Annotated in this window: 16 protein-coding genes; 5 read left to right on the top strand and 11 right to left on the bottom strand. The window is 71.6% G+C overall.

Going from position 1 to position 17212, the window contains the following annotated elements; genetic code table 11:
• Positions 1 to 91 precede the first annotated feature (91 nt).
• Both ACWH4W_RS07005 and ACWH4W_RS07000 read left to right on the top strand, forming a co-directional pair.
• Positions 92 to 703 carry a hypothetical protein gene (locus ACWH4W_RS07005; protein WP_473074936.1) on the top strand — a complete coding sequence of 204 codons (612 nt, stop codon included), beginning with the start codon at positions 92 to 94 and terminating at the stop codon, positions 701 to 703.
• Positions 704 to 971: 268 nt separating this feature from the next.
• Positions 972 to 1625: an SCO4225 family membrane protein gene (locus tag ACWH4W_RS07000; protein ID WP_473074935.1), complete on the top strand. Its 654-nt coding sequence runs from the start codon at positions 972 to 974 to the stop codon at positions 1623 to 1625.
• On the opposite strand, the gene ACWH4W_RS06995 is transcribed toward ACWH4W_RS07000, so the two are convergent.
• The 3 genes from ACWH4W_RS06995 to clpB all read right to left on the bottom strand — a co-directional run bounded on the left by ACWH4W_RS06995 (position 1622) and on the right by clpB (position 5728).
• On the bottom strand, positions 1622 to 2245 hold the full coding sequence (locus ACWH4W_RS06995) for a DUF1707 SHOCT-like domain-containing protein (protein ID WP_473074934.1): 624 nt from the start codon (positions 2243 to 2245) through the stop codon (positions 1622 to 1624). The genes ACWH4W_RS07000 and ACWH4W_RS06995 overlap by 4 nt on opposite strands.
• Positions 2246 to 2408: 163 nt before the next feature.
• A complete protein-coding gene (locus ACWH4W_RS06990; protein WP_106413248.1) occupies positions 2409 to 2939 on the bottom strand; it encodes a YbjN domain-containing protein in 531 nt (176 codons plus the stop codon).
• A 191-nt stretch (positions 2940 to 3130) separates the two neighbouring features.
• Positions 3131 to 5728: an ATP-dependent chaperone ClpB gene (gene clpB, locus ACWH4W_RS06985; protein ID WP_473074933.1), complete on the bottom strand. Its 2598-nt coding sequence runs from the start codon at positions 5726 to 5728 to the stop codon at positions 3131 to 3133.
• Positions 5729 to 5862: 134 nt separating this feature from the next.
• Here clpB and ACWH4W_RS06980 point away from each other — a divergent pair, with 134 nt between their 5' ends.
• Positions 5863 to 6279: a pyridoxamine 5'-phosphate oxidase family protein gene (locus ACWH4W_RS06980; protein WP_473074932.1), complete on the top strand. Its 417-nt coding sequence runs from the start codon at positions 5863 to 5865 to the stop codon at positions 6277 to 6279.
• A gap of 168 nt (positions 6280 to 6447) precedes the next feature.
• Here ACWH4W_RS06980 and ACWH4W_RS06975 read toward each other — a convergent pair whose 3' ends face one another.
• Positions 6448 to 6783 (bottom strand): hypothetical protein, encoded by a 336-nt coding sequence (locus ACWH4W_RS06975; RefSeq protein WP_473074931.1) that lies wholly within the window; start codon positions 6781 to 6783, stop codon positions 6448 to 6450.
• A 360-nt stretch (positions 6784 to 7143) separates the two neighbouring features.
• Here ACWH4W_RS06975 and ACWH4W_RS06970 point away from each other — a divergent pair, with 360 nt between their 5' ends.
• Together ACWH4W_RS06970 and ACWH4W_RS06965 are read left to right on the top strand one after the other, a co-directional pair.
• Positions 7144 to 8088, top strand: a complete 945-nt coding sequence (locus tag ACWH4W_RS06970) for a helix-turn-helix transcriptional regulator (RefSeq protein WP_473074930.1) — start codon at positions 7144 to 7146, stop codon at positions 8086 to 8088.
• Positions 8089 to 8108: 20 nt separating this feature from the next.
• A complete protein-coding gene (locus tag ACWH4W_RS06965; RefSeq protein ID WP_473074929.1) occupies positions 8109 to 9083 on the top strand; it encodes a helix-turn-helix transcriptional regulator in 975 nt (324 codons plus the stop codon).
• Here the strand turns inward: ACWH4W_RS06965 and ACWH4W_RS06960 are convergent.
• The 7 genes from ACWH4W_RS06960 to ACWH4W_RS06930 form a co-directional block, all read right to left on the bottom strand.
• Positions 9046 to 10077 carry a helix-turn-helix transcriptional regulator gene (locus ACWH4W_RS06960; RefSeq protein ID WP_473074928.1) on the bottom strand — a complete coding sequence of 344 codons (1032 nt, stop codon included), beginning with the start codon at positions 10075 to 10077 and terminating at the stop codon, positions 9046 to 9048. The genes ACWH4W_RS06965 and ACWH4W_RS06960 overlap by 38 nt on opposite strands.
• 129 nt (positions 10078 to 10206) lie before the next feature.
• Entirely contained in the window at positions 10207 to 11310 is a 1104-nt protein-coding gene (locus ACWH4W_RS06955) for a sugar ABC transporter substrate-binding protein (RefSeq protein ID WP_473074927.1), read from the bottom strand.
• A gap of 274 nt (positions 11311 to 11584) precedes the next feature.
• Positions 11585 to 12037, bottom strand: coding sequence for a heat shock protein transcriptional repressor HspR (locus ACWH4W_RS06950; RefSeq protein ID WP_006134641.1), 453 nt, complete (start codon positions 12035 to 12037; stop codon positions 11585 to 11587).
• Between the two features lie 4 nt (positions 12038 to 12041).
• On the bottom strand, positions 12042 to 13214 hold the full coding sequence (gene dnaJ / locus ACWH4W_RS06945) for a molecular chaperone DnaJ (protein WP_473074926.1): 1173 nt from the start codon (positions 13212 to 13214) through the stop codon (positions 12042 to 12044).
• 36 nt (positions 13215 to 13250) lie between these two features.
• Complete coding sequence (gene grpE, locus ACWH4W_RS06940) at positions 13251 to 13922, bottom strand: nucleotide exchange factor GrpE (protein WP_473074925.1); 672 nt, start codon at positions 13920 to 13922, stop codon at positions 13251 to 13253.
• Positions 13919 to 15763 (bottom strand): molecular chaperone DnaK, encoded by a 1845-nt coding sequence (dnaK, locus tag ACWH4W_RS06935; protein ID WP_473074924.1) that lies wholly within the window; start codon positions 15761 to 15763, stop codon positions 13919 to 13921. The genes grpE and dnaK overlap by 4 nt, the downstream gene beginning before the upstream one ends.
• 93 nt (positions 15764 to 15856) lie before the next feature.
• Positions 15857 to 16894 carry an MraY family glycosyltransferase gene (locus ACWH4W_RS06930; RefSeq protein ID WP_473074923.1) on the bottom strand — a complete coding sequence of 346 codons (1038 nt, stop codon included), beginning with the start codon at positions 16892 to 16894 and terminating at the stop codon, positions 15857 to 15859.
• Positions 16895 to 17212: the final 318 nt, after the last annotated feature.

The raw sequence follows: 17212 nt of genomic DNA, 5'->3' as shown, positions 1-17212 counted from the left end.
CTTCGGCCCGCGCTGTTCACACCTCGCTCATCTGAGTGGCCGAACGACATTCCGCCGCCCACTGTTCACGCCTTTCAGCACAGTGGCCGCCATGACCTCGCGTTTCCGCCACGACCACCACCCCCACAGCACCGGACACGTGATCAGCACGGTGCGCACCCTCATGCGCACCGACGGCCTGAACGTGTCGCTGACCGCCATCGCCCGCGACTGCGGCACCACCCGGGCCTTCCTCCACAACAACTGGAAGACCGCCTCCGCCCTCCACCTGCGCGCCCTGCGGGCGGAACTGGCACACGCCTTCGACACGGCGCACCGCACCCGCCCGAGCGACGGCACCGTCGCGGGCATCACCGCGCACCTGACGGAGGTCGTCCGCACCGTCCGCCGGCACCCGACCACGGCGGCCCTCGCACGCTCCTCCCCCAAGACCTTCTCAGCGGCCTGCACGGCGACGGAGGGCCCGCTGACGCAGGACGCGGTGGAACGCATCGGCGACCTGCTGCACCCCCTGCACCCGCACGGCGGCGTCCAGGGCGATCCCGAACCGGGCTCCAGGCCCTGGAAGATCCTGTGGATCGCCCGGCCGGCCGCCCTGCGCCCCGACGCCGCCGGCGACCGACCCCGGGAGGGCACCCTGGACCACGCCTTCGCCGAACTGCCGCGCGACCTGCTCGCCCCCTGGGCCCCCGTCCCACGCTGACGACGGCGGACAACCGTATGAGCAGGCTCTCTTCACAACGATGCGTTGCGCCAAGCGAACTGGAGTCGGCCACCTGTCTCCGTACGGACGGGCCCGGTGGGCGGAAGAGGGCACGGTAGGGTCCGGCACAGGCGGAGGCGGGGGCCCCGCCGGAGGGGCGGGTGAGTGCCGTCGCGCCGGCGGTGAGTACCGGTACTCATGCCGGGGCACGGCCCGGCCGGTCACCGTGGTGCTCACCGACCCGTACCGGCTTCAGGAAGGGCCTTCGATGCCGACCTCTGCCCGCTTCCGCCCGCGGCGGCTCCTCGCACTCGCCACGGACAGCCGGCCCGCCCGCGCCTACCTGGGTCTCGTCGCCCTCGGCGTCGTGGTGCTGTTCCTCGCCCCGGACAGCCCGTACGCCGTGGCGCCGGCGCTGCTCACCGCGCCGCTCTCCTTCCTGCCCGTGGTCCTGCCCTTCGGGGCCGGTACGGCGGGAGGCGGGGCGGCCGAGGCGGCGGCGGCCGTGCTGCACGGCGGGTGGCTGCTGCTGTGCGCGCTGGTGAACGCCGCCGCGTTCGGCGCGCTCGCCCGCAGACCGGACCGGGCGCCCTCGGCGCGCCCGCGGCGGACACCGCTCGCGGCCGCCGTCGACAACTGGCCCGCGCGGATCTACGTCGCCGTGGTCGCGGTGGCCCTGGGCAGCTTCCTGTACGCCGTGCTGCTGTCGCCGGACCCCGGGTTCGCGGGCATCTGGCCCCTCATCGCGGCGGCACCGCTCAGCTTCCTCGCCGTGGAGGTGTCGGCACCCGCCGAGTCCCACTCGCTCCCCTGGCTGGGCACGCTGGTCTTCTCCGCCGGCGTGGTCCTGGCCGGGCTGGTCAACGCCGTGCTGATCGGGCACCTCGCCCGCAGGACCGGGGGCCCGCCGAGCCGCGGCTAGCCCCGTGCCCGGTCGTTCGCCAGCTTCCGCCGCTCCCAGCGGTTCGGGTGGCGGATGACCACGCCCGCCATGCCGCCGGAGCCGGTGAGGCGGATCAGGGGGGTGCCCGGGAGGCGGTCGGGGGTGGTGGTGTCCTTCAGGCCGCCGATGCCGGGGTCCAGGGCGCCGGTGTCGGCGGCCCAGCCGTCGGGGAGGACGATCGTGACGCCGGCCGCCTCGCCGTACGCCTCCACGGTGACCTCGGGGTGCCGGCACTCGGCGCGGCTGAAGTCGAGCTTCACCCCGCCCAGGCCGCCGCGCGCGATCACGTGCGCGGGGACGTCCCAGCGCCCGGGGCCGCGGGACGCTCCCTGGATGCCGCCCTTGACCTCCAGGCGCGGCAGGTCGACGGGCGCCGGGGGCTTCGGCAGGTCGGCGGTGAGCGCGTCCAGCTCCGCGTAGGTCTTCGCCGTGAGCGCCCGCTCCAGCCGCTCGTCCAGCTCGTCGAGGTCGATGCGTCCCTCGGCGGCCGCGTCGCGGAGCTGCTCCACCACCGCCTCCCGGTCGTCGTGGGAGGCGCGGAGACCGCCTCGGGGAACCTCGCGCGGGGTGGGGTCCGGGGTGGCGGACTGGGCTGTCATGGTCACCAGAATAGGCGGGCCCGGTGCAGCGGAAAGAGGGGCGTGGGAGAGGGGCATGAGAGAGCCCGGCCCCGTGGCCGGCCGTGTGGGCCGGTCTCCGGGCCGGGCTGGGCTCCCCGCGGCCGGGCACCTGGCCGGTGCCGCCGCTCGCGCCCGAGGGCGCTCACGCGTCGTCGTCGGGCTTCTCCGCGTCGTTGATCTCCTGCTCCAGGCCGAGCTGCTCGACGAGCCACTTGTCGAACTCGATGGCGGCCCGCACCCAGCTGACCGTCGAGGAGACGAAGTGCTCCAGGCTGACGCCCATGCCGATCAGCATCTGCGCCTCACCGATGAGACGGACCGTGCCGTCGTCATGGGTGTGGGTGTACACCTTGGGCCACAGCGTGCGCCGGTTCCAGTCGTCGACGGACTCGAGGAGCTGGGGCTTCTCGTCGATCTGGTGCGGCCGGTCGTAGAACGTCCGGACGGAGAAGATCTGCTGGTCGCCCTCGCCGCGGAACATGAAGTACGTGCGGAACTGCTCCCACGGCGCCGCGAGGTCACCCTCGTCGTCGACGACGTACTTCAGCTCCATCTGGTCGAGGAGCTGCTTCACGAGGTCCTGATCCGGGACGACGGGGCCCGCCGGTCCTTGGGGCTGCGGCTCGGGCTGCTGGCCCCCGAAATTCGGAATCGAGGACGGGTCGATGGTCACCGTGTATTTCCCTTCGTACGGATCCCGCCATCCTCCCCCATGCGGGGAGGGGGGTGGCAAGCCCCGACGGGCCTGTCAGCCGAGGGCTGACTCGATCCGGTCAGGTGCGGGGTACCCGGAAAGGCTCCGGGCCCAACGTCCGCGGGGGACATCGGGCCCGGAAAGCGGAGCGCCGCTCGGGGTGTCGTGGCTCAGAGCGTCTTGCCCGTGGCGGGGCCGACGGTCAGCCCGTCCTCGGCGCGGTCCACCCGGACCGTGTCGCCGTCCTTGATCTCGCCGGACAGGATCTCCTTGGCGAGCCGGTCGCCGATCGCGGTCTGCACCAGGCGGCGCAGCGGCCGCGCGCCGTACGCCGGGTCCAGGCCCTCCTCGGCCAGCCAGGCCAGCGCCTCGGGCGTGACGTCCAGGGCGAGCCGGCGTTCGGCGAGCCGCCGGCCGAGCGCCTCGATCTGGAGCCTGGCGATCCGCTCCAGCTCGGCCCTGGTGAGCGCGGAGAACACCACCAGGTCGTCCAGACGGTTGAGGAACTCCGGCTTGAACGACGCACGGACCACCTCCAGGACCTGCTCCCGCTTCTCCGTCTCGCTGCTGAGCGGGTCGACCAGGTACTGGCTGCCCAGGTTGGACGTCAGCACCAGGATGGTGTTGCGGAAGTCCACCGTGCGGCCCTGGCCGTCGGTGAGCCGGCCGTCGTCCAGCACCTGGAGCAGGATGTCGAAGACCTCCGGGTGGGCCTTCTCCACCTCGTCGAGCAGCACCACGCTGTACGGCCGGCGCCGCACCGCCTCGGTGAGCTGACCGCCCTCCTCGTAGCCGACGTAGCCGGGGGGCGCGCCGACCAGCCGGGCCACCGAGTGCTTCTCGCTGTACTCCGACATGTCGATGCGGACCATCGCCCGCTCGTCGTCGAAGAGGAAGTCCGCCAGCGCCTTGGCCAGCTCGGTCTTGCCGACGCCCGTCGGGCCGAGGAACAGGAAGGAGCCGGTGGGCCGGTCCGGGTCGGAGACCCCGGCCCGCGAGCGCCGCACCGCGTCGGAGACGGCGCGCACGGCCTCGGTCTGCCCGATCAGCCGCTTGCCGATCTCGTCCTCCATGCGCAGCAGCTTCTGCGTCTCGCCCTCCATCAGGCGGCCGGCCGGGATGCCGGTCCAGGAGGCGACGACGTCGGCGATGTCGTCGGCGCCGACCTCCTCCTTGACCATGGTGTCCCTGGCGACCTCCTCCTCGGCCTCGGAGGCGGCCTCCAGGTCGCGCTCCAGGGACGGGATCTCGCCGTAGAGCAGCTTGGAGGCGGTGTCGAAGTCGCCGTCGCGCTGGGCGCGTTCGGCCTGGCCGCGCAGCTCGTCGAGCTTCTCCTTCAGCTCGCCGACGCGGTTGAGGGACTGCTTCTCCTTCTCCCAGCGGGCGGTGAGGCCGCGCAGCTCCTCCTCCTTGTCGGCGAGGTCGCGGCGCAGCTTCTCCAGGCGCTCGCGGGAGGCGGCGTCGGTCTCCTTGCCGATGGCCAGCTCCTCCATCCGCAGCCGGTCCACGGCGCGCTGCAGCTCGTCGATCTCGACGGGCGAGGAGTCGATCTCCATGCGGAGCCGGGAGGCGGCCTCGTCGACCAGGTCGATGGCCTTGTCGGGCAGGAAGCGGGAGGTGATGTACCGGTCGGAGAGGGTCGCGGCGGCGACCAGGGCGCTGTCGGCGATCTGCACCTTGTGGTGCGCCTCGTAGCGGCCCTTGAGTCCGCGCAGGATCGCGATGGAGTCCTCGACGGACGGCTCGGCGACCAGCACCTGCTGGAAGCGCCGCTCCAGCGCCGGGTCCTTCTCGATCCGCTCGCGGTACTCGTCCAGCGTGGTGGCGCCGACCATGCGCAGTTCGCCGCGCGCGAGCATCGGCTTCAGCATGTTGCCGGCGTCCATGGCGGAGTCGCCGCCGGCGCCCGCGCCCACCACGGTGTGCAGCTCGTCGATGAAGGTGACGACCTGCCCGTCGGAGTCCTTGATCTCGGCGAGGACGGTCTTCAGCCGCTCCTCGAACTCGCCGCGGTACTTGGCGCCCGCGACCATGGCGCCCAGGTCGAGCGCGACCAGCCGCTTGTTCTTCAGCGACTCGGGCACGTCGCCCTTGACGATCCGCTGGGCGAGCCCCTCGACGACGGCGGTCTTGCCGACGCCCGGCTCACCGATCAGCACGGGGTTGTTCTTGGTGCGGCGGCTCAGCACCTGCACCACCCGCCGGATCTCCTGGTCCCGTCCGATGACGGGGTCCAGCCTGCCCTCGCGGGCGGCGGCGGTCAGGTCGGTGCCGAACTTCTCGAGGGCCTTGTACTGGCCCTCCGGGTCGGGGGTGGTCACCCGGCGTGCTCCCCTCGCCTTCTGGAAGGCCTCCTGCAGCTTGTCCGCGGTGGCGCCCTGCCGGGACAGTACCTCCCCGGCGGCCCCGCCCTTCGCGGCGATGCCGATCAGCAGGTGTTCGGTGGACAGGTACTCGTCGCCGAGGTCCCGGGCGCGGGACTGGGCGTCCGCGACGACGGCGAGCAGCTCACGGTTGGGTTGAGGCGGCGCCACGGTGGATCCGGTGACGCTCGGCAGCCCGGCGAGGACGCGCTCGGCCCCGGCGCGTACGGCGGCCTGGTCGGCGTCGGCCGCGGCGAGCAGGTCCGTGATGTTCTCGTTCTCCTGCCCGGCGAGCAGCGCGAGCAGCAGGTGCGCGGGGGTGAGGTCGGGGTGTCCCTCGGTCACGGCCCGGTTGCCGGCGGCGGCCAGTGCGTCCCGGCTCCGGTTGGTCAGCTCGGCGTCCACGTGTCCGTTCTCCTCCTTGATGCCCTTCGATGGCCCTCGGCGTGTGCGTGGCTGACTCCGCCAACGTCCACAAACTTGAGTCTATTCCACTCAAGGTGGTGTCCGCGAGGACCTCAGGGCTAAGTTCCGGGGTCATGACCCTCACGTATTCGGTGGATCCGGGCGATCCGGGCGCTTCGTACCTCAGCTTCTGGCGCGAGCGGCACCTCTGCACGCTGACCACGCTCCGTCCGGACGGCACACCGCACCTGGTACCCGTCGGCGTCACGTACGACCCGGAGCAGTCGCTCGCCCGGGTGATCACCAACCGGACCAGCGCGAAGGTCCGCCACATCCGGGCGGCCGGGGACGAGGGCGCGCCCGTCGCGGTCTGCCAGGTCGACGGCGGACGGTGGGCGACGCTGGAGGGACGGGCACGGGTCCGCACGGAACCGGAGCGCGTCGAGGACGCGGTGCGGCGGTACGCGGAGCGCTACGGGCGGACGCCCGGCCCCAACCCGGACCGGGTGGTCATCGAGATCGCGCTCACGCGCGCGATGGGGCGCGACTGAGGGAAGCGGTGGGACGTACCGGGGGGCGATGCCTTCCGGCCATCGACCGATCCGGCCGATACCCGGAAATGTCCCCGGAAAACTGCAGCGGCGTCACCGTGTTCAGGTCACGGTGACGCCGCTGCGGGGGGAAGCACCTGCGCGATCTGTTACGACGGGGGAATCGCGTCAGGCACTGCGGGGGGTGGCCGAGATGGTCCGGGGGACCGGGGAGTCGGACTCCACCTGCCGGTGGTCCCGCTGGTCCAGGTTCACGAAGATCATGCCGTACCGGACGGCACACCGGACGGGTTTCGGCGCCCCCCTGGGCCGGCGCAGGCACCGGTACGCCCGCACGTCCCCGTCCTCGTCGCGGGTGACGACCACGGGCTCACCGAAGACGGTCACCATCAACGAGTCACCGCTGTGGGGGAGGGCGGTGACCAGGTCGATGAAGTGCCATCCGGACCGGTAGGCGGTCGCCATCTCCCGCCGGAAGGAGCGGTCGTCTGGTGGGGTGGTCACGTCAGCTCCAGACGGTGTCCGCCGGGAGGAACACCGCGTCCCCGCCGCCACCCGCGCCCACGGCGCCACTCGACCAGACGGTGTCGTCCTCCGCGTTGTCCTGCGCACCAGAGAGGCCACTCAGCGCACCGAAGGCCACAACGGCGGACAAGGCGGCGACAAGCACCGAGCGAAGCATTCTCTTACGCATAGTCGGCTTCGTCCTCACTCGAAGGTCCCCTTTTCCCCCGTCAAGTAAGACGATGGCTCATTCGGGCACGTCATGGCCACACGATCGGTGCATCATGTTCCTGCATGTTCAGGAGCCTGGGGGGTGGAGATTTGACAACGAATCGGACCAAAACCGTGCATCCCCATCCCATGACGGAGCTGTGCGCGGAAGGAAGCCGTCTGTACGCGAACGCACTGCGCACGGGACGTATCGCCCGGGCGGAGGCCGAAGCCGCACCCTGTCTGGCCGACTTCTCCCTGCTCCACCCCGATCCCGACGACCCGGACTGGCTGCGCCCCGTACCGCCCTCCGTGGTGCTGGCCCAGCGGCTGGACCCGATCGAGCGCGAGATCACCGAACGCAGGCGCCTGAGCATGGAACTGGCGGAGGCGTTCGAGCCGTTCATGGGTCTCGGCGCCCCCCTGACGGAACCGGTCCACTCCATCACGGTGCTCGAGGGACTCGACCGCATCAACGAGGCGCTCGACCTGGCGACCTCCCAGTGCCGGAACGAAGTGCTCACCGTCCAGCCGAAGAACCGGCACCCCGAGCAGCGCCTGATCGAGGCGCTGGAGCGCGACCGGCCCCTGATCGAACGCGGGGTGCGGATCAGGACGCTCTACCAGCACACCGCGCGGTACAACCCCGAGCGCATCGCCTGGACCGAGCAGTTCGCCGACGGCAAGGTGGAGTACCGCACCATCGACGAACTGGTCGAGCGCCTCATCATCTGCGACGACGCGGTCGCCTTCATCCCCGTCCGGGACGACCGGCAGGTCGCGCTCGAACTGCGCCACCCCGGCCTGGTCCGCTACCTCATCAAGGTCTTCGAGTTCATGTGGGGCCGGGCGGTCCCCCTCACCGCCGGCACCCCGTACGAGACCGCCGCGGACGGTCTCACCGACATCCAGCACTCGATAGCCAAACTGCTCGTCGAGGGACACGTCGACGAGGCCATCGCGCGCCGCCTCGGCATGAACGTCCGCACCTGCCGGGCGCACATAGCGAAGCTGGCCACCGCGCTCGGCAGCGGCAGCCGCGCCCAACTGGGGTACCTCATCGCACAGTCCGGCATTCTCGAGCAGGATCACTGATCCGGGGGGGGCGACCAGGCATGAGCGGCGACGCGCCACACGAGGGGACGGACGCGCTGCGGGCGGAGGCGCTGGACCTGTACGCCCGCGCCCTGGACCAGGGCCGGCTGCCCGCCTCGGCGGACGCGGAGACCCCGCTCCTGCTCCGCCTCGGCCTGCTGCGGCCCGCCGGGGACGACCCCGGCCGGCTGGAGCCGGTCGCACCGCATCTCGCCCTGCACCGGCTGCTGCGCGCCTCCGAGGACCGCGTCGCCGAGGAGCGACGGCGCCAGGAACAGCTCGCGCAGGCCCTGGCGCCGCTGCTGCGCGCCGCCGGACCGCCGGAGCAGGAACCCCCCCTCGTCACCCGGCACAGCGGCACGGAGCGCATCGGGCGGGTCATCGACGACGCGATGGCCGAGGCCTCGGAACTCCTCGCCGTCCAGCCGTACCGCACGTACGTCCGGTCCGACCCGGCCGTCCACGAGCCCGCCATCCGGCGCGACCAGGCCCTGCTGAACCGCGGCGGCCGCATCCGCGCCCTGTACCAGCACACCCTGCGCCACGCGCCCACCCTGGCCGCCCGCTACGAACGCCTCACCGGCGACGTCGAGGCCCGCTCCCTGGACGAGATCACCGACCGCCTCGTGATCGTCGACCGCGCGGTCGCCTTCATCCCGGCCGGTCCCGAACGCGCGACGGCCCTGGAGGTCCGGCACCCGGCGATCGTGACGTTCCTGGTCACCACCTTCGACCGGCTGTGGCGCCTCGGCTCCCCCATGTACCCGCGGGCGGACCGGCAGCCCACCCTCAACGGCGTCACCCCGCGCCAGCGCGCCATCGCCGCGCTGCTCGTCGAGGGGCACACCGACGCCGTCGTCGCGGACCGGCTCGGCATGAACATCCGCACCGCGCGGGAGCACATCGCCAAGCTCGCCGCGGTGCTGGGCAGCGGCAGCCGCGCCCAACTCGGCTACCTCATCGCGCGGTCGGGGATCCTCGACCGGGAGGAGTGACCACCGGCGGGCGCGCGCCGTCCAGCCCCGCCTGGGCGATCCGCACGCCCAACTGCGTGCGGCTCGCCGCCCCCAGCGTCTCGGAGAGGCGGGCGATGTGCGCCCGGCAGGTGCGCACGCTGATGCCGAGGCGTTCCGCGATCACCGCGTCCTGGTGGCCCTCCGCGAGGAGGGCGGCGATGGACTGCTCGCGGTGCGAGATGCCCTCGATGCCGGTGTCCGGGAGCGGGGCGGTCAGCGGGATGGCGAGCCGCCACAGCCGCTCGAAGACCGTGCCCAGGTACTCCACCAGCGCCGGATGGCGCAGCTCCAGCGCCATGGTGCGCTCGGCGTTGGCAGGGATGAAGGCGACCGTGCGGTCGAAGAGGATGAGCCGCTCGACGACCTCGTCCAGCGTGCGCGCCTCCACCGCGTCGCCCATCAGCTCCAGGTAGCTGAGCAACCCGTGCCCGTGGCGGGCGACATGGGTGTACAGGTCCCGCATGCGCACGCCCCGCCCGCGCAGCGCCATCGCCCGGTGCAGGCCCTCCGACAGCTCGGCCTCGCGCCGGATGCCGCCGGGCTGGACGGTGAGCACCTCGGTGGTGCACGCCTGCGTCGCCTCGTCCATCGCGGCCTGGATCCGGGCCAGTCCGTCCAGCACCCGGATCGCCGGGCCCTCGGACGACACCCCCGCGGCCGGCACCTGGCGGCCGAGACCGGCGTACCACTCGAAGGCGGCGACCGCCGAGCCGACGCGGCGCTGACTCGCCCTCACCTCGTCGTACATGCCGCGCAGCAGCCGGGTCATGACCTCCTGCGGGGAGGTCGGGACCAGCCAGTCCATGTCGTCCGGGTCGGGGTGCAGCAGGGCCAGCTCCAGCAGGCAGGGCACCCGCTCGGCCTCCCGGCGCGGCAGCCGTCCGCGCCGTACGGCCCGGGAGTACACGCGGTCCCCGGCCTCGCACAGTCGGTCAGCACCGTGCGGATGCTCCTCCGCCCCGTGCCCGGCCATCGCCCATACCACCCCCGGTTCAGCGTCTTTCCGCAGCGCAACTATGCGCGGCCGGAACCTGCCGTGCAACACGGGACGGGCCACCGCGCCGACCCGGGGGGCCGGCCGGTGGCCGGATTCGTGCGGCTGTTACTTGAGGCCGATCTCCGCGCACGCGGCCTTGTACTCCCCGGTGCAGATGTCCGACACCTCGTAGAACCCGTCGGCGATCACGGTGTCCTCGATGTTGTCCTTCGTCAGCGCGACCACCGGCACCAGCTGCGCCGGGATGTCCTGCTGGGTGGGGCTGTCGACGCGGTCGCGGGTGAGCGCGTCGAACTGGATGTCCCGGCCCTGGACCCGCGCCACGGCCATCTCCGCGGCGCTCTCGGCCTCCTCCGGGTAGGACTTGTACACGCTCATGTACTGCTCGCCGGTCACGATCCGCTGCACCGCGGCGATCTCCGCGTCCTGGCCGGTGATGGGCGGCAGATCGGTCGCGCCGGCGGCGCGCAGCGCCTTGACGATGCCGCCCGCCATGCCGTCGTTGGCGGAGTAGACGCCCTCGATGTTCTCCAGGCCGATCTCGCTGATCGCCTCGGACATGTTCTTCTCGGCGTTCTCGGGGTCCCAGTCCTTGGTGTCGAAGGACTTGGCGATGGTGACCTTGCCCTTGAGCTCGGACAGCGCGCCCGCCTTGAACTGCTTGGCGTTGGGGTCGGTGGACGAGCCGTTCATCATCACGATCTTGTCGGTGATGCTCAGGTCGCCGCCGAGCGCCTCCAGCAGGGTGCGCCCCTGCACCTCGCCGACCAGCGAGTTGTCGAAGGAGATGTACGCGTCGATCGGGCCCTCGGCGAGCCGGTCGTAGGCGATGACCGGGATGCCCGCGTCCTTGGCCTTGCTGACGCTCTCCGCGATGGCGTGCGCGTCCACCGCGTCCAGCACGATGACGTCGACCTTCTTGTCGATCATGCCCTGCATCTGGGCGGCCTGCCTGTCGGCGTCCGCCTCGGCGTTGGCGTACTCGACCTTGCCCTTGTTGTCGGTGAGCGACTCCACCTTCTTCTTGAAGATGGGGTAGTCGAACTGCTCGTACCGCGTGTTGGCCTTCTCCGGGAGGAGCAGGCCCACCGTGATGTCGTCCCCCTTGGCGGGGCTCGCGTCGTCGCTGCCGCCCGCCGCGTCGAGGCCGCAGCCGGCGAGCGTGACGGACATGGAGACGGCGGCCACGGATATGGCGATACGACGCATGCGAGGGCTCACTTCAGGTGCGTTTTGGACGTGGGCACAGCTTTGCGGCCCATGTGACTGAAAAGCCAACGCTTCGACGCCCGTCCGCGTCAAGGGGCAACCACTTAACGAGATGGACACGACACAGCGCGCTGAACTCGTGAAAGTCCTGCGGAAACACCGCGAGGATCACCTGGGCACGCAGGCATACCATAGCCACAGGTGTGCTCAGGCAGGAGAGAAGGGGCCCGGGGGTCGCGTGGACTCCCGGGCCCCTCTCCGCGTCCGCGCGCGGTCAGTCCGACTGCTGCTGGCGCTTGGGACGCCAGACCACCAACGCGCTGGTCTGCTGCACCTCCTGGTAAGGCACCAGGTCACGGCGGTACGAGGCGTGCACGGCGGCCTCACGCTGACGCATCGCCGCCGCCGCGCCGTCGAGCGCGTCCTCCAGTTCGGCCACGCGGGCCTGGAGGGCGGCGACCTGGTTCTCCAGTTCGATGATGCGCTTGATTCCGGCCAGATTGATGCCCTCGTCCTGCGACAACTGCTGCACCTGACGGAGCAGTTCGATGTCACGGGCCGAGTAGCGGCGGCCCCGGCCCGCCGTGCGGTCCGGCGACACAAGCCCCAGCCGGTCGTACTGACGCAACGTCTGCGGGTGGAGGCCGGAGAGCTGGGCCGCCACCGAAATGACGTAGACCGGGGTGTCCTGGGTCAGTTCGTACGGATTGCGTCGACGGCCGTCCATCGCATCAAGCTCCCTTCGCGGCCTGGAACAGCTCCGCCCGCGGATCCTGGTCCGCGGTTGCCTCGCGATACGCCTCCAGGGCGTCACGAGCCTTCCCCGACAGGTCCCCCGGGACACTCACCTCGACGGTGACCAGCAGATCACCGCGGGTGCCGTCCTTGCGGACCGCCCCCTTGCCGCGGGCGCGCATCGTGCGCCCGTTGGGTGTGCCCGGAGGCAGCTTCAGCGTCACCGGCGGACCGCCCAGCGTCGGCACCCGGATCTCGCCGCCGAGGGCCGCCTCGGGATACGTGACCGGCACGGTGACCGTCAGGTTGTCGCCCTTGCGGCCGAACACCGGGTGGGCGCCGACGTGCACGACGACGTACAGGTCGCCCGCGGGTCCGCCGCGCTCGCCGGGCGCCCCCTTGCCGCGCAGCCGGATCCGCTGGCCGTCGCTGACCCCCGCGGGGATGCGCACCTGCATCGTCCGCGAGGACTTGGCCCGGCCGCTGCCCTTGCAGACCTCGCAGGGCTCCTCCGCGATCAGACCGCGGCCCTTGCAGTCCGGGCACGGGTCGGTCAGCGAGAAGCCGCCGCCGGAGCCCCGCGCCACCTGTCCGGTGCCGACGCAGGTCGGGCACACGCGCGGGGTGCCGTTCTTGTCGCCGGTGCCCGAACAGGCCTTGCAGGGCGACTGCGACGACATCCGCAGCGGAACGGTCGCGCCCTCGATCGCCTCGGTGAAGCTGAGCGTCACCTCGGACTCGATGTCCTGGCCCCGGCGCGGCTGGGTCCGCGAGGTCCCCGTGCCGCCCCGGTTGAACAGGCCCCCGAAGACGTCACCGAGGCCGCCGCCGAAGCCGCCCGCCTGGCCGCCGGCCTGACCTCCGAAGAGGTCGCCCAGGTCGAAGTTGAAGGAGCCGCCGCCCGCGCCCGGCCCCGGACGGAACCCGCCGTTGCCGAAGAGGGCGCGTGCCTCGTCGTACTCCTTGCGCTTCTTGGGGTCGCCGAGGACGTCGTTCGCCTCGGAGATCTCCTTGAACCGCTCCTCCGCCTTGGCGTTCCCCTTGTTGGCGTCCGGGTGGTACTCGCGGGCGAGCTTCCGGTACGCCTTCTTGATCTCGGCCTCGGTGGCGTCCTTGGGGACGCCGAGGACCTTGTAGTAGTCCTTCTCGATGAAGTCCTTGGTGCTCATCCCCGACGTCCCTCCTTCCCTGCGTCAGCTATAACGTCAGCCCTCCTCCGGGCCACCGTTCTCCTTGTTCTCCGCGTCGGCCCGGTCCTCGGCGCCCTCCTCGGCCGGCAGAGCCGTCTGCGCGCCGGGCTGCGGCTCGGCGACGGCCACCCGCGCGGGGCGGATGACGCGCTCGCCGATGCGGTACCCCGGCTGCAGGATCGCCACGCACGTCGTCTCGGTGACGTCCGGCGCGTAGGAGTGCATCAGGGCCTCGTGGATCGTCGGGTCGAAGGACTCGCCCTCCTTGCCGAACTGCTGGAGGCCCAGCTTCGCCACCGTGGTCTCCAGCGACTCGGCGACCGACTTGAAGCCGCCGACCAGCTCGCCGTGGTCCCGCGCCCGGCCGATGTCGTCGAGCACCGGGAGCAGTTCGGACAGGAGATTCGCCACGGCGGCCTCCTTGACCGCCGCCCGGTCACGCTCCACCCGCCGGCGGTAGTTCTGGAACTCGGCCTGGAGGCGCTGGAGGTCCGCGGTGCGCTCGTTCAGCGCGGTGCGGGCCTGGTCCAGCTGAGCCGCCAGGGCGACGTTCTGCTCCGTGTCCCCGGCCGGGGCCGCCTCTTCCTCAGCGGGAGCGGCGGCCTGCGGCTCGGCGTCCTCGGACGGTGCGCCGGAAGGGACATCGGGCTGCTGCTGCTCGTCGAAGCCCGGGGTCTCTTCCGTCACGCCGCACCGTCCTTACGGTCCTCGTCGACGATCTCCGCGTCGACGACGTCGTCGTCGGCCTTGGCCTCACCGGCGCCGGCGGACGCGCCGCCCGCGGCCTGCGCGCCCTGGGCGTCGGCGTACATGGCCTGGCCCAGCTTCTGCGAGACGGCCGCGACCTTCTCGGTGGCCGTGCGGATCCCGGCGGTGTCCTCGCCCTTGAGCTTCTCCTTCAGCTCGGCGACGGCGGCCTCGACCTCGGTCTTGATCTCGCCGGGCACCTTGTCCGCGTTGTCCGCGAGGAACTTCTCGGTCTGGTAGACGAGCTGCTCGCCCTGGTTGCGCGTCTCGGCGGCCTCGCGGCGGGCGTGGTCCTCCTCCGCGTACTTCTCGGCCTCCTGGCGCATCCGCTCGACCTCGTCCTTCGGGAGCGACGAACCGCCGGTGACGGTCATCTTCTGCTCCTTGCCGGTGCCGAGGTCCTTCGCCGTGACGTGCATGATGCCGTTGGCGTCGATGTCGAAGGAGACCTCGATCTGCGGGACGCCGCGCGGCGCCGGCGGCAGACCGGTCAGCTCGAACATGCCCAGCTTCTTGTTGTACGCCGCGATCTCGCGCTCGCCCTGGTAGACCTGGATCTGCACGGACGGCTGGTTGTCCTCGGCCGTGGTGAAGATCTCGGAGCGCTTGGTCGGGATCGTGGTGTTGCGCTCGATCAGCTTGGTCATGATGCCGCCCTTGGTCTCGATGCCGAGGGACAGCGGGGTGACGTCGAGCAGGAGGACGTCCTTGACCTCGCCCTTGAGGACACCGGCCTGGAGCGCGGCGCCGATGGAGACGACCTCGTCCGGGTTGACGCCCTTGTTGGCCTCCTTGCCGCCGGTCAGCTCCTTGACGAGCTCGGCGACGGCGGGCATCCGGGTCGAACCGCCGACCAGGACGACGTGGTCGATCTCGCTGACGGCGATGCCGGCGTCCTTGATGACGTTGTTGAACGGGGTCTTGCAGCGCTCGAGCAGGTCCGCGGTCAGCTGCTGGAACTGGGCGCGGGTCAGCTTCTCGTCGAGGTGCAGGGGGCCCTCGGCGGACGCGGTGATGTAGGGGAGGTTGATCGAGGTCTCGGTGGACGAGGACAGCTCGATCTTCGCCTTCTCGGCGGCCTCGCGCAGACGCTGCAGCGCCATCTTGTCCTTGGCCAGGTCCACGCCGTGACCGGCCTGGAACTGCTTGACCAGGTAGTCGACGACGCGCTGGTCCCAGTCGTCACCACCGAGGTTGTTGTCACCGTTGGTGGCCTTCACCTCGACGACACCGTCGCCGATCTCCAGGAGGGAGACGTCGAAGGTACCGCCACCGAGGTCGAAGACGAGGATGGTCTGGTCGTCCTTGTCGAGGCCGTACGCCAGGGCGGCGGCCGTCGGCTCGTTGACGATGCGCAGCACGTTCAGACCGGCGATCTCGCCGGCCTCCTTGGTCGCCTGGCGCTCGGCGTCGTTGAAGTACGCCGGGACGGTGATGACCGCGTCGGTCACCTTCTCGCCCAGGTACGCCTCGGCGTCCCGCTTCAGCTTCTGCAGCACGAAGGCGCTGATCTGCTGCGGGTTGAAGTCCTTGCCGTCCAGGTTGATCTTCCAGTCGGTGCCCATGTGGCGCTTGACCGACCGGATGGTCCTGTCGACGTTGGTCACGGCCTGGCGCTTGGCCACCTCGCCGACCAGCACCTCACCGTTCTTGGCGAAGGCGACGACGGAAGGCGTGGTCCTGGCGCCCTCGGCGTTGGTGATGACGGTGGGCTCGCCGCCCTCCAGAACGCTGACGACGGAGTTAGTCGTGCCCAGGTCGATGCCGACCGCACGTGCCATTTCGATTCCTCCAGCTGACTTGAGTGGATCAGACTCAAGCATGCATGACGCCCGCCGTCGGGTCAACAGAGCTGAGTCAGCCAGACTCAACTCTTATCCGCTCCTTACACGCAACCGCTCACTGACCTGCGACGACACACTGGCGACACGTTGACGCGGACGGAAAACAGGGGTGACGGAATGCCTCACCAGTACCAGGACGAGCACCGCGGCGACCGCCACGACCCACCCCACCGCCCCCGGGGACAGGGCGCCCGTGTGCACGCACACCCCGACCAGCGCCGCACCCACGGCCCCGGTGCCCAGCAGCACCGGCACCGCGCGGGGCGCGAGGCCCAGCCGCCGCAGCCGGTGCCCGAGGTGGTCCGGCCGCCCGCGCGTGACCGGACGGCGGTCGAGGCGCCGCCCGAGTACCACCAGGACGGCGTCCGCACACGCCGGCGCCGTCAGCGCGGACACCACGGCGACACCGGCGCCGATCCCCTGCCCGGCCCGGACGAACACCGCCGACGACGCCAGCACGAAACCGGTGAACAGCGCGCCGCCGGCCCCGAGGCCCGCCCGCGCGGGGAACCAGTTGTGCAGCAGGAAACCGGCGAGCGCGGCGGCCAGCACGCCCAGCAGCGCGGCCATCCCGTCCATCAGCTCGGCCGTGGCGCACGCGGCGACCCCGAACGCGCCCACCGCGCCGACCGTGCCGGCCAGCCCGTCGGCGTGGTCCAGCCCGCGGAAGGCGACGGTCACGGCCACGATCCACCCGGCGGCCAGCACCCCGCCGACCACCCCGGTCTCGCCGTACGGCACGACGAAGGCCGCCGCCACCGCCGTACCGGCCGGCGTGACCCACCGGCGCAGCCGCCAGGCGTCGGCGGCCAGCCCGAGCGCCGCGACACCGCCGGCCGCGGCCACCACCCGCCCCACCCCGGCGCCGAGGGGCACCAGACCGGTGGCGTCGGCGGCCGTCGCGACCAGGGCGGTGGCCAGGGCGACGGCCGTTCCCCCGGACAGCGGCACGGCCCGGCGCCGCCTGCGGTCGGTGATCCCGAGGCGCAGCGCGGGGACCCGCAGCACCCCGGTGAGGAGGGCGGAGAGCAGCAGTGCGGTGGCGGCGGCGGCGGTCCCGTAGAGCACGGATATACGTTAGGGGCGTATCGACCGATTTAGCGTGAATAACACGATCGGGTCCCGGACGCCCTCCGGTACGGTCGTCGGTGCCCTCACCTGGCACCCTTGCGGGTGTGCGGGGCAGGCGCACGGGTCGCCCGCACAGGCGACCCTCAGCGACTCAGATCACCCCACACCCGGTTACAGTGCGGCCGAGGATGGGGGTAACCTCGGACGAACTGCGTAAGTTACCGCTTAGTAATCTCAGGGAAGTCGGACGGCGCGCCCTGGCGAAGCCCCCGACGACCCACTCCACACCCTGAACCCCTCGCAGGCCCGAGGAGC

The sequence above is a fragment of the Streptomyces sp. DSM 120436 genome (assembly GCF_055778765.1).
This window is presented reverse-complemented; position numbering and strand designations above follow the sequence as displayed.